The sequence below is a fragment of the Streptomyces sp. PsTaAH-124 genome, assembly GCF_000373685.1.
Lineage (GTDB): Bacteria > Actinomycetota > Actinomycetes > Streptomycetales > Streptomycetaceae > Streptomyces > Streptomyces andamanensis.
On the sequence record NZ_KB892161.1, the window covers coordinates 96,343 to 108,535 of the forward strand.

At 72.4% G+C, this 12,193-nt stretch carries 12 protein-coding genes; 3 read left to right on the plus strand and 9 right to left on the minus strand.

Going from position 1 to position 12,193, the window contains the following annotated elements; translation table 11 throughout:
• The 5 genes from B086_RS0107575 to B086_RS45875 all read right to left on the minus strand — a co-directional run bounded on the left by B086_RS0107575 (position 1) and on the right by B086_RS45875 (position 4,077).
• Positions 1 to 795 (minus strand): ABC transporter ATP-binding protein, encoded by a 795-nt coding sequence (locus tag B086_RS0107575; RefSeq protein ID WP_037873067.1) that lies wholly within the window; start codon positions 793 to 795, stop codon positions 1 to 3.
• Positions 792 to 1,649, minus strand: coding sequence for an ABC transporter permease subunit (locus B086_RS0107580; RefSeq protein ID WP_018565805.1), 858 nt, complete (start codon positions 1,647 to 1,649; stop codon positions 792 to 794). Before B086_RS0107580 ends, B086_RS0107575 begins: the two co-directional genes overlap by 4 nt.
• Positions 1,650 to 1,741: 92 nt before the next feature.
• Positions 1,742 to 2,743 carry an NrtA/SsuA/CpmA family ABC transporter substrate-binding protein gene (locus B086_RS0107585; RefSeq protein ID WP_018565806.1) on the minus strand — a complete coding sequence of 334 codons (1,002 nt, stop codon included), beginning with the start codon at positions 2,741 to 2,743 and terminating at the stop codon, positions 1,742 to 1,744.
• Between the two features lie 11 nt (positions 2,744 to 2,754).
• Positions 2,755 to 3,783, minus strand: a complete 1,029-nt coding sequence (locus B086_RS0107590) for an ABC transporter substrate-binding protein (RefSeq protein WP_018565807.1) — start codon at positions 3,781 to 3,783, stop codon at positions 2,755 to 2,757.
• A gap of 162 nt (positions 3,784 to 3,945) precedes the next feature.
• Positions 3,946 to 4,077, minus strand: coding sequence for a hypothetical protein (locus B086_RS45875; protein WP_018565808.1), 132 nt, complete (start codon positions 4,075 to 4,077; stop codon positions 3,946 to 3,948).
• 273 nt (positions 4,078 to 4,350) lie between these two features.
• Between B086_RS45875 and B086_RS0107600 the strand changes: the two genes are divergently transcribed.
• Complete coding sequence (locus tag B086_RS0107600; protein WP_018565809.1) at positions 4,351 to 5,169, plus strand: IclR family transcriptional regulator; 819 nt, start codon at positions 4,351 to 4,353, stop codon at positions 5,167 to 5,169.
• Between the two features lie 101 nt (positions 5,170 to 5,270).
• Positions 5,271 to 5,960 (plus strand): TetR/AcrR family transcriptional regulator, encoded by a 690-nt coding sequence (locus B086_RS0107605; RefSeq protein ID WP_018565810.1) that lies wholly within the window; start codon positions 5,271 to 5,273, stop codon positions 5,958 to 5,960.
• A gap of 24 nt (positions 5,961 to 5,984) precedes the next feature.
• On the opposite strand, the gene B086_RS0107610 is transcribed toward B086_RS0107605, so the two are convergent.
• From B086_RS0107610 to B086_RS0107625, 4 genes are all read right to left on the minus strand, one after another.
• Entirely contained in the window at positions 5,985 to 7,595 is a 1,611-nt protein-coding gene (locus tag B086_RS0107610) for an FAD-dependent oxidoreductase (protein ID WP_018565811.1), read from the minus strand.
• 99 nt (positions 7,596 to 7,694) lie between these two features.
• The gene (locus B086_RS0107615; RefSeq protein ID WP_018565812.1) at positions 7,695 to 8,663 is read right to left on the minus strand and encodes an AurF N-oxygenase family protein; all 969 of its coding nucleotides are present in this window, start codon (positions 8,661 to 8,663) and stop codon (positions 7,695 to 7,697) included.
• A 34-nt stretch (positions 8,664 to 8,697) separates the two neighbouring features.
• A complete protein-coding gene (locus B086_RS0107620) occupies positions 8,698 to 10,194 on the minus strand; it encodes a flavin-containing monooxygenase (protein WP_018565813.1) in 1,497 nt (498 codons plus the stop codon).
• A 272-nt stretch (positions 10,195 to 10,466) separates the two neighbouring features.
• Complete coding sequence (locus B086_RS0107625; RefSeq protein WP_018565814.1) at positions 10,467 to 11,450, minus strand: alpha/beta fold hydrolase; 984 nt, start codon at positions 11,448 to 11,450, stop codon at positions 10,467 to 10,469.
• A 152-nt stretch (positions 11,451 to 11,602) separates the two neighbouring features.
• Between B086_RS0107625 and B086_RS0107630 the strand changes: the two genes are divergently transcribed.
• Positions 11,603 to 12,193, plus strand: a complete 591-nt coding sequence (locus B086_RS0107630) for a TetR/AcrR family transcriptional regulator (RefSeq protein WP_018565815.1) — start codon at positions 11,603 to 11,605, stop codon at positions 12,191 to 12,193.

The following is a 12,193-nucleotide window of genomic DNA, read 5'->3' on the forward strand; positions in this document are numbered from 1 at the left end:
TCAGTGAGCTCCTGTCGTGAGAGGCGTGAGAGGCGTGAGAGGCGTATGAGGTGAAGAAGACGAAAGGGGGGTGGCCGGGTGGACGCCGAGGTCGGTGAGGAGACGGCGGCGCAGCGAGGCGAAGGCGGGGTCGCCCGGGTCGCGGGGGCGGTCGACGGTGACGGGCTCGTCGGTGACGAGGCGCCCGTCGCGCAGGACGCAGACCCGGTCGGCGAGGCGGACCGCCTCGTCCACGTCGTGGGTGACGAGGAGCACGGCGGGCCGGTGGACCCGGCACAGGTCGCCGACGAGGTCCTGCATCTTGAGGCGGGTGAGCGCGTCGAGCGCGGCGAAAGGCTCGTCCAGGAGCAGGAGTTCGGGTTCGCGGACCAGGGCGCGGGCGAGAGCCACCCGCTGGGCCTCGCCGCCCGAGAGGGTCGCGGGCCAGGCGTCGGCGTGCCGGTCGAGGCCGACCTCGGTGAGGGCGGTGCGGGCGCGCTGTCGCGTGGCGCGGCCGCGGGGCAGGGCGACGGCGACGTTCGCGAGGACCTTCTTGGACGGGACGAGGCGCGGTTCCTGGAAGACGACGGTGCGGGCCCGCGGGACGAGCACCTCACCGCCGTCGGCCCGGTCGAGCGCGCCGAGGATGCGCAGCAGGGTCGTCTTGCCGCTCCCGCTCGCGCCGAGCAGGGCGACGAACTCGCCACGCCGGATGGTGAGTTCCAGGCCGTCGAGCACGGCGCGGTCGCCGAAGACGCGGCGCAGTCCCCGGATGCGGACGGCGGTGTCGTCGGTGGTCACGGCGGGGCCGGTCATCGCGTCGCCCCCTGCCCTGCCGCGCGCCACGGCATGAGGACGCGTTCGAGGAGGCGTACGACGGTGTCGGCGGTGAGTCCGAGCAGCCCGTAGATCAGGATGCAGACCGCGAGGACGTCGGTACGGGCGTAGCTCTGGGCCTGCGCCATCAGGTAGCCGATGCCCGCCGTGGCGTTGATCTCCTCGGCGGCGATCAAGGCGATCACGCTGAGCGTCATGGACAGGCGCAGTCCCGCGAGGAGCGAGGGCAGCGCGCCGGGCAGGACGACCTCGCGGACCACGGCGAGGCGGCCCATGCCGAAGCTGCGCATGGCCTCGACCAGTTTGCGGTCGGCGTTGCGGACACCGCCGTACGTGGAGACGTACATGGGGAAGGTGGTGGCGACCGCGATGAGGAGGATCTTCGCGGTCTCGTTGATCCCGAACCAGACCATGAAGAGGGGCACCAGGGAGAGGAACGGGATGGTGCGCAGGGTCTGGAGGGAGGAATCGAGGAGTTCGTCGCCCAGGCGGGTGAAGCCCGTGACGACGCCGAGGACCAGTCCGGCGGTGAGCCCGATGACGAGTCCGATGCCGGCCCGGGTGAGGGAGGCGGCGAGCGCGTCGGAGAGCTGGCCGTTGCCCCACAACTCCGCCACCGCTGCGACGACGTGTGCGGGCGAGGCGAGTACGTCCTCGGTGAGGGCGCCGGTCGCGGAGGCGGTCCACCACGCGGCGAGCAGACCGAGCGGGCCGAGGGCCCGGATGACGGCGGTGTGTCCGCGACGGCGTGTGCGGACGCGCGGCGGCCGGGGCGCGACCAGCGTCGTGACCTGTGCGTCTGCTGGTGCTTGTGCCTCGGCCGGTGGCTGCACCTGCGCTTGTCCCTGTCCCTGTCCCTGTCCCTGTCCCTGTCCCTGCCCCTGTGCCTGTGCCTGTGCTTGTCCCTGCGCCTGCGCCTGTGCCGTCATGACAGTTTCTCCACGTCCAGGACGTGGGCGGCGATGTCCACGGTCTTCTCGGTGACCTTCTGCTCGGCGTAGAACCGGGCGACGTCCTCGAAGCGCTCGATGTCCGCCCGGGTGACGGGTTCGACGGTGCCGCCCTGCCGGGTGATGGCTATCTGGGCCGTCTTCGCGGCGCCGGTGAGGGCCTGCGGTCCCGCGTCGGTGTTCACGTTCAGGTACGCCGCCGGGTCCTGCTTCTCCTTGGCGCTGGCGGTGTGGAGGTAGTCGTAGAGCGCGCGCACGACCTCGGGGTGCTGGTCGGCGAAGGCGGTGCGCACGGCGGTGAGACTGTAGTTGTCCGAGCCGATCTGCTGGCCGGTGGCGACGAACTTCGCCTTGCCGGTGCCGAGTTCGGCGACCGAGTACGTCGCCCAGACCGCCCAGGCGTCGACCTTGCCGCTGTTGAAGACGGCCGCGGTCTGGTCGGGCCGCAGCCGGACCCGCTCCACCCGGGAGGCGGGGATGTGGTGCGCGGCGAGCGCCTTGAGGAGGAGGTACTCGCCGGTTCCGCCCTGGTTGACGGCGACCTTCCTGCCGACGAGATCCCCGACGGAGTCGATGCCGGAGCCCGTTCTGGCGAGGATGCCCTCGCCCGCGCCGTCGGGTGCGGTCGCCGTGAAGAACTTGAAGCCGGGCGTCCGGGTGAGCGAGGTGATGCCGGAGGTGATGGAGCCGGTGGCGATGTCGAGCTGGTTCGCGTTCATGGCCTGCGCGGCGGGCGCGAACGGGCCCGCGCTGCCGGTCCACTCGACCTTCGCGTGCACCTTCGCGAGCGCCTTGTCGAGGCTGCCGTCCTTCTTCCCGACGGCGAGGACGCCGGAGTTGCCGGGGTCGGGGATGCGGACGGTGATCTGCCCGCTCCCGCCCTTCCCGGCGTCGGCCTGCGAGGTGCCGCAGCCGGCGGCGAGGACGGTGAGCGCCGCGGCTGCGGCGAGGGCGGTGACGGATTTCGGTGTGCGCATGGCGGGCGTCCTCACGAACGTTCAGGGGCGGGGTGGAGCTGTCGGGCGCGGAGCAGCGGCGCCGGATCGGCCCAGGCGCGTACGTCGACGGCCGCGGGCAGGAAGCCGTGCGCGCGCAACCGGCTTTCCTGTACGGCGAGCAGGTCGAGGCGGTCGGCGGACAGATCCGGACGCAGGGTGCGGTGGGTGCCGGGGCGGTAGGCCCCGGCGACACCCTCGGCGCCCGCACCGGTCTCGGCGCCGAGGATGCGGGCCACGTCGGCGGGGTGGTCCGCGGCCCAGTCGGCGGCGCGCAGCAGGACGGCGAGGAACCGGTCGACGAGGCCCGGATGGTCGTCGAGGAGGCTCTGGTGCACGGTGATGGGGCGCGGGGTGCCGTTGTTGACCCGGTGGGTCCGGTCGGGCAGCTCGTCGAGCTCCACGGCGACGCGGGCTCCGGCGCGCCGGGCGGCCTCGACGGCGAGGGCACCCTTCACGTAGACGGCGTCGACCTCACCGCGGCGCAGGGCGGCGAGCTCGGCGGCCCACTGTCCGGGATGTCCGTCGGCGGGGACGTCGGCCGGGCGGGCGTCGTCCAGGGTGAGCCGGGCGGAGGCCAGGGCACCCTCGAAGCCGCGCAGGGCCATGGCCCGCCAGAAGTCGATCGCCAGGGAGTGCCGGGGCACGGCCAGGCGCAGACCGCGCAGTGCCTCGGCACCGCGCACCGGGCTGTCGGGCCGTACGAGGATCGCCTGGCGCTCCTCGATCCAGGTCAGACCGATGAGCCGAGTCCGCTCGCCGCGCGCACGGGCCCACAGGGCGGGCACATTGCCGCCCTCCCGGAACAGGCCCGGCAGCGCGTGGGTGTAGTGGGTCTGGCGGTCGACATCGGGTGCCGCGTCCTGGAGGGACCGTACGGCGATCCCGTCCGCGGCGAACTCGTCGGCCAGCCAGCGCCGGTCGGCGGCGATGCCGGTGGCCGTGGGCACGGGACAGCGCGTGAACCAGAGGGTTTTGGGGGTGACGGTGCGGGTGCCGCGGACGGAGGTGTGCGAGGGCATGCGGGGTCCCGGGGGTGAGGGGCGGGGGCGGCGCGCGGGCAGGCCGACAGGGGGTGCGCGGCGTGTGCTGCGCGAGGCCGTACGGCACGTCGTGCGGGAAGCGGTACGGCAGGTCGTACGGGACGTCGTACGGGCCCGCGGGGAGAAAGGGTGCTGCGGCGCTCAGGCGCGGGCGCGGCGACAGGAGGCGCTGGTCACGCGGGCCAGGTCGATGTGGCGGCGGAGCGTGAACACGGCCGGGACCGGAAGGGCGACGGGAGCGGTGGGCGCGACGCGGTCGGTGCGACGGTGCATGGCGCGGCTCCCCTCTCCTCGGTCTCCGAGGTCTCCTCGGTCCCGAGGCCTCTTCGGTCCGGTCCCCGAGGTCTTCTCGGTACGGGCCAGGCCGGCCCGCTGTGGCCGCAGCGTGGCACGCCGCGCGACGGCACGGCAAGTCGCTTCCCACCATGTGGGAACGAGTGTGAACGCCTTGTTGCACAGACCGCTTCGGGCCGTCCAGCGCTGCCGTAATGTGGGAGCGGCATAGAGTACGAGGGTTCCCGTCACCGTCCATTCCCGAGGACCGCAGTGACCGATTCCGCAGTCGATGCCCTCCGTCCGGCGTCCGCCGCCGTCCCCCCACCGGCGCGGGCACCCTCCGGCGCTCAGGCGGTGCGCCGCGCGCTCGACCTCCTGCACTGCTTCCACGACAACGGGCCCGACCTCAGCGCGTCGGACCTGGCCCGCCGTCTGGAGCTGCCGATGTCCACCGCCCACCGGCTGGCGCGCACCCTGCTGGCCGCCGACTTCCTGGAGCAGGACTTCCGCACGTCCCGCTACCGCCTCGGCCCCGCCGTCACCGAGTTGGGCCGGCTCTCCTACCACCAGCGCGGCCTGCACCTGGCCGCCCCCGAACTGGCCGACCTGGCCGAACGCACCGGTGCCACCGCCGACTTGGCGCTGCGCAGCGGACCGTACGCGGTCATCGTCGCGGGCGGATCGGTCACGCCGAAGGTGGGGCTGCGCCGTCCGCTGCACTCGACGGCGCTCGGCAAGGTACTCCTCGCGTGGCCGCGCCCCGGCGACCCAGACCTCGGTTCGCTGCCGCCGCTGCACGCCTTCACCGAGCGTACGATCGTCGAACGAGACGCCCTGCGGGCGGAGTTGGTGCGCGTACGCGAGGACGGCCACGCCCTCAACGACGGCGAGTCGGCACAGGGCGTGCGCACGCTCGCGGTACCGGTCCTCGACCGTGCCGGCCACGCACGGTTCGCGCTGGCGGTGCGGGGGACCCCGGAACTGATCACGGCGGCGGCCCTGCCGCGCTTCCTGGAACGGGCCCGGTCCTGCGCGCGGGCGCTCGAAGTGCTGCTGCTGGCACCGGCCGAGCGGCGCGACGGGACGTGAGCGGCCGTCCGGCGTCCGGGCCACGCGGTGCCGTGACCAGGGGCGGCAGCAAGAACGACGATGCCCGCCGTCGGCGTCCGGGAGGCCGATATCCTGGCCTGATGGCGGACAGAACCGGCGGCGAGCCGCAGATCGACGGGCGCTCCACCCGGTGGGGCGAGCACAAGGCGCAGCGGCAGGTCGAGTTGGTGGACGCGGCGGTCGCTCTCATCGAGGAGGAGGGCGCGCGCTTCCGGGTGCAGCGGCTCGCGGAGCGGGTGGGTCTGCCGCGGTCCGTGCTGTACCGGCACTTCAAGGACCGCGCCAATCTGGACGAGTTGATCCGCCGGCGGGTGGTGGAGCTGTTCATGCGGCGGATGGAGCCCACGCTCACCTTCGACGGGACGATCGAGGAGGCCGTGCAGCGCGTGATCGGCGCGCATCTGGACTGGGTGGCACACCACCCGCGCCTGTACGCCTACATGGGGGTCGGGGAGCACGCGATGGGCGACGGGTCGCTGGTGGCGGACACGAAGACGGCCATCGCGATGATGCTGAGCGACCGGTTCAGCGACGTGCTCAAGGCGCTCGGGGTGAGCGAGGCGCCGATCCGGTCGGTCGCGATCGGGATCGTGGGGTTCGTGGACACGTCGGTCAACCAGTGGATGCGGGACGAGCGGCGCGAGCAGTCCGAGGAGGAACTGCGCGCGATGCTGTGCCGTTCGGTGTGGGCGGTCCTCGACGCGGCCCTGCGGGACCTGGGCGTGGAACTCTCGCCGGGGCAGCGGGTGGCGGACCTGGAGCGGGTCTGAGCCCACCGCGCGACCCCGTGACCGTCAGGTGCGTGCCGTCCGGGCCGCCCGCGCGGCGCCGAGCAGGGACTCGGCGTCCGTGAACTTGACGCGGGGGCGGCCCTGCGCCTCGCCCGCCGCCCGCTCCGCCCGGTCGATCGCGCGCCAGGCGTCCAGGTCGAGCGCCTGCGTCCGGGTACGGACGGCTCGTGCGGGTCCGGTGAGGCGGCCCGCGGCGAAGTCGTCCAGGAGCGAGGCGACCGTCTCCTGGGCGCAGGTCTTGTTCGTCCCGATGAAGCCGGTCGGGCCGCGCTTGATCCAGCCCGCGACGTAGACACCGGGCCCGACCCGCCCGCGCTCGTGCGGGACCGTCGCACTCGCCTCGTCGAAGGGCAGGCCGGGAACCGGGCGGGCACGGTAGCCGACGGAGCGCAGGACGAGGCCGGTCTCCAGGGGCTGTGTGTCGCCGCCCGTGGGCCGGGCGCGGACGGTGCCGTCCTCGTCCTCGTACAACTCGGTGGGGGTGATCTCCAGAGCGCGTACGGAGGTGTCGCCGGTGAGCCGCACCGGGCTGGCCAGGAAGCGCAGGACGATGCGGCGGCGGCCCCCGGCCGGTGTACGGGCGGCCAGATCCGCGAGCAGCCGGGTCTTCTCGCTGGTGTCCGGGTCCAGGCCGTCGGGCCAGCCCTCGACCAGCACGTCCACGTCCTTCAGCGCGGAGAGCGCGAGGAGTTCGGGCACGGTGAACGCCGCTTGTGCGGGTCCGCGGCGGCCCAGCAGGACGACCTCGCGGACCCGGCCGGCCCGGAGCGCGGCGAGGGCGCGGTCGGAGATGTCGGTACGGGCGAGGGTGCCGGGGTCGGCGGTGAGGATGCGGGCGACGTCGAGGGCGACGTTGCCGTTGCCGATGACGACGGCGCGCTCGGTGTCCAGGGGGTGGTCGTCGTGGGCCCGGTCGGGGTGGCCGTTGTACCAGCCGACGAAGTCCGTCGCGGAGACGCTGCCGCGCAGGTCCTCGCCCTCGATGCCGAGGCGTCTGTCGGTCGCGGCGCCGACGGCGTAGAGCACCGCGTGGTGCTCGGCCAGGAGGTCGGCGTGGGTGAGGTCGGTGCCGACCTCGACGCCGAGGCGGTAGCGGAAGCCGGGCTGCGACTCGATCGCCCCGAAGAGCCGTGTGACCTGCTTGGTGTCCTGGTGGTCCGGGGCGACACCGGCCCGCGCGAGACCGTACGGCGTCGGCAGCCGGTCGTGGACGGTGACGCTGACGCCCGGGTGGCGGAGCAACTCGTCGGCGGCGAACATCCCGGCCGGGCCCGCGCCGACCACGGCCACGGACAACTCGCTTTCGGGCACGGAGCGTTGACGCGGTACGACGTACATGGGGGTGCGGTCGGCGTGCGGGTTCCGCCGGTAGTAGCCGGCGTTCAGCTCCAGGAACGGCAGCTCGCCCTCGCCGAGCTTCGTGTGCGGCTTGAGCGCGTCGACCGGACAGGCCGTCGTGCAGGCGCCGCAGTCCACGCAGGTGCGCGGGTCGACGTAGAGCATCTCGGCCGTGCCGAAGCCGGGTTCGCCCGGCGCGGGGTGGATGCAGTTGACCGGACAGGCCAGCACACAGGAGGCGTCGGCGCAGCAGGAGCGGGTGACGACGTACGGCACGGCGGGCTGTTCTCCGTTCGGTGAGGAAACGCGGTGAAGCCGATGCAGCCGGTGAAGCTGACGCAGCCGGTGCAGCCGGTGAGCCGGTGAAGGGGGCCGTCAGTCGGTGTGCAGGGCGGGTTCGCCGCGGAAGCGGGCCGGGCGGCCGTCGATGCGCAGGGCCTTCCAGACCGGCCGGGACACCTTGTTCATCAGGCCGATGTCCTCGGCGAGCATCCGTACGTCGGAGAAGAGGTCGTGGAGCATCCTCCGGCCCGCCTCGGACTTCCAGAAGACGTCCTTGACCACCCAGGCCGGGATGCCGACCTGCGCGGCGGACTTGCGGTCCGGGATCATGATGACGTCGCACAGGACCCGCATGATCAGCGGGAAGAGGACGGACAGGGCGCCGCGGCGGGCCTTGCCCATGTGCGGGACGCGCAGGCGCAGGAACTCGTGCGCGAAGGAGATGTGCCGCGCCTCCTCGGCTATGTGGATCTGCATGATCCGCTGCGGCAGCGGATGGACCGGCTCGCCGCTGCGCAGGGCCGACTTCTGGAGGTGGTCGATGGGCTCCTCACCGGCGAGGATGCCGGTGAAGAACGCCTCGGGGTAGAGCGAGCCCGCCAGCGGCAGGAAGCGGCTCACCCTGCGGAACCAGCGCTTGCCGCCCGCGGTGTCCACACCGGTGCGGTTGACCAGCTCCTGGAACATCTGGGTGTGGTGGGTCTCCTCGGTGATCTCATGGGTGAGGTACCGGAACTCCTCGTTGCGGTTGCCCAGTTCGTAGAGGTAGTCCAGGGCGCCGCGCATCAGGATGTTCTCGAACTGCATGCCCACCTTGGCGATCACCGCCCACCGCCAGATCCCGATCCGGATCCGCGTCTCCAGGGGCTGTTCCCGGTACCACGGGTGGGCGCCGAGGGCGTCCGCGCTGGTGAGGACCCAGCGCGGGTCGCTGGTGTCCACGGCGAACTCGGGGTCGTCCCACTTGATGTCGATGAAGGCGTTGAAGTTGACGTTCACCGAGCCCTCGGACAGGGTCCGCAGACGCTCGTCGTACAGCTTCCTGGTCAGGTTCGCGGTCATCTTCGTCCTCGGTTCCTGTGGTACGGCGAAGCGGTCAGGCGGCGCGGGTCGGCGCGGTCCGTGGCGCGCCGGCCTTCTCGAAGCGAAGGGGGCCGTCGTCGAGGGGGGAGTTCTGGAGCAGGGCGCGGTCGCGGTAGTAGTTGTTCCAGAGCCGCCACGGGTCGCGGGTGCCCTGGCGCGGCATGACCTCGTCGGCGCGGGCGATGTAGCCGGAGGTCAGCGCCTCGCCCATGACGGAGAACGCCGAGCGGTCGCCGTCGGAGGCCACCGGAGTGGCGATGTCGTGGCCGTGGCGCCGCATATGGGCGAGCAGCCGGGCGGTGTAGTCGGCCGCCAGATCGGCCTTCAGCGTCCAGGAGGCGTTGGTGTAGCCGATGACGAGCGACATGTTGGGGACGCCCTCCAGCAGCACGGCCTTGTAGAGGACGCGGTCCTTGACGTCCACCGGCTCGCCGTCGACGGTGAGGGCCATGCCGCCCATGAGGCGGACGGTCAGGCCGGTGGCGGTGACGACGATGTCGGCCTTGAGCTCCTCGCCGGACCGCAGCCGGATACCGTCGGCGGTGAAGGTGTCGATGTGGTCGGTGGCGATGGACGCCTTGCCGCTCTTGAGCACCTTGAACAGGTCGCCGCCGGGGACGACGCACAGGCGCTGGTCCCAGGGTTTGTACTTTGGGCTGAAGTGGCGCATGTCGACGCCCTTGCCGGTCTGGGCCCGTACGAGGCCGAGGAGCACCTTGCGGGCGAGGCGCGGGTACCTGCGGCAGAAGGCGTAACTCCCGCGTTGCAGTGCGATGTTGCGGGTGCGCACGACCTTGTGCGTGAGGCGGGCGGGGGCGCGCAGCTTCTGGAGGACGGAGGTGAGCGGGTCGACCTCGGGCAGCGCGAGCACATAGGTGGGCGAGCGCTGGAGCATGGTGACGTGCGCGGCGGCGTCGGCCATCGCGGGCAGCAGGGTGATGGCGGTGGCGCCGGAGCCGATGACGACGACGCGCTGGCCGGTGTGGTCGAGATCCTCGGGCCAGTGCTGCGGGTGGACGAGGGTGCCCCGGAAGTCCGCCTCGCCGGGGAACTCGGGGCGGTAGGGGTGGTCGTAGTCGTAGTAGCCGGTCGCGCCGACGAGGTAGCCCGCGCTGTACGACTCGCGCTCGCCGGTGTTCTCGTCGTCGACCTCGACCGTCCAGCGCCCGGTGTCGTGCGAGAAGTCGGCGCTGACCGCGCGGCGTCCGAAGCGGACGCGTCCCAGGACGCCGCTGTCGTCGGCGGCGTCCTCGACGTACTGCCGGATCTTCGCCCCGTCGGCGAGGATGCGCTTGTCGCGCCAGGGGCGGAAGCCGAATCCGAAGGTGGGCATGTCGGAGTCGGAGCGGATCCCGGGGTACCGGAAGAGGTCCCAGGTGCCGCCGACCCTCGCGCGGCGTTCGAGTACGACGAGCGAGGCGCCGGGATTGTCACGCAGGACGTGGCGGGCGGCGCTGATGCCGGATATTCCGGCGCCGATGACCAGGACGTCGACGCGGGTCTGCTCCATCGCGGAGGATCCTCACTCTCGCTCGCGGGCCTCCGGAGAGAGGCGGGGGCGGAGACGCGCCCTGCCCCTGGGGGCACGGCAGTTGCTCGGACACGCGGTTCCAACTTCTGCGTATGAACGGCAACTTACCTGCGACACGGTGTTTCAGATACCTCCGGTAACGTGATGTGGGTCACATCAAGATACCGATTCTTCGAGGGGGAGGGCCGAGGGCCGGACCGCACCCGGCACACGGGAGTCCGCGCGAGCGCCCACGGGAGACCGGATCCCTCTCACACTCCCTCCTCTGCCTCCTCCCCCTCAGCTTCCTCGTCCTCGGTGATGAAGGCGGCCAGTGCGGCAGCGACGGCGGCGGGCTGTTCATCGGGGATGAAGTGTCCCGAGTCCGGCACGACGACCCCGGTGGCGTGGGCGGCCCACGGCCTGAGGGAGGCCGCCATGTCGGGGATGGAGCCGTGGCTGCCGGAGATCCCGAGAACCGGGACCGTCAGGCGCCGCTGCTCCAGCGCCTCGTGGTTCTTCCGTGCCGACTCGGCGGAGTCCCGGTAGTAGGCCAGGGAGGCACGGAGACCGCCCTCGGCGGCCACGGACGCGGCGTAGCGCTCGATCTCGGCGTCGTCGAAGGTGTCGGGGGAGAGGGACTTGGCCCTCAGGAACCAGCCGACGTACTCCCGTTCGCGGCCGGTGAGCAGTGTCTCGGGCAGACCGGGCACGAGGTGGAAGGCGAAGTGCCAGGTCTTCCACGCCCGTTCGGGGTCGGTCGGGATGGCGTCGGGGAGGGTGATGCCCGGGATGCCGGCGTCGAGCAGCGCCACGCCCCGCAACTGGCGCTGGTGCTCCAGGGCGAGGGAGAAGGCGACCCACGCGCCGATGTCGTGGGCGGCCAGCCAGTACGCCGAGACCCCCAGCGCCTCGACCGCGGCATGGACGTGCGCGGCGACCGTGTGGGTGTCGTAGCTGATGTCCGGCCGTTCGGAGTGGCCCTGGCCCGGCAGGTCGATCGCGACGACGTGGAACCGGTCGGCCAGGTCCGGCATCACCTTGCGCCACGCCCACCAGGTCTGCGGGAACCCGGCGAGCAGCACGACGGCCGGAGCGTCCGGCCGCCCGCCCTCGACGGCGTGCAGCCGCACGCCGTCCGCGTCCACCCAGCGGTGGGCGAAACCGGCCAGGTCGGGCAGCGGCAGGCCGCGGACCGGGTTGCCGGTGGCGCGGGGGGTGAGGGGAGTGCGGGAGGCGCTTGCGGGGTCGTTCATGGGTCTCCTCCACTGATGTGAGGGCGGTCGCCGGGGCCGCGCCGCGCGTCGGCATGCCTTCACCCTAACCCATCTTGAACCGAACAGTTCAAGATGGGTCCAAGGTGAGAGGATGGACGCCACCGGAAGGCGGAGCGGGAGGAAGGCGCGGCATGGCGGGCAAGAAGCAGTTCGACATGGCCACGGCGCTCGATGCCGCGATGATCCAGTTCTGGCGGACCGGCTACGCGGACACGTCCGTGGACGACCTGTCCCGGGCGACCGGACTCAACCGCAGCTCCATCTACTCCTCCCTCGGGGACAAGGACACGCTCTTCGTCCGCTGCCTGGAGCGCTACGCCGCGCGGTACGGAGGCAAGTACGACGCCGCGTTGTCCTGCGCCGCCGAGCGGCCCCTGGCAGCCGCGCGGGCGTTCTTCGACATCACCCTGGACCGCATCGCGGACCCCGGCGTGCCCGACGGTTGCCTGGTGGCCCAGACCGTCATGGCGGCGCCCGCGCTGAGCGCGAACGTCGCGGCGCACGCGCGGGAGGCGATCGGCCTCCAGCACGCCCGGCTGCGCGCCGCACTGACGGCCGGCCGACTGCACGACGAGGCGGCCGACTCCCACGCGGCCCACCTCGCTGCCGTGAACCAGTCACTCGCCGTCATGAGCAGGGCCGGAGCGAGTGCGGAGCAACTGCGCGCCATCGTCGACGTGACCCTCGACGCGCTGGCGCGGACGCTCGACGCGAGCGACTGA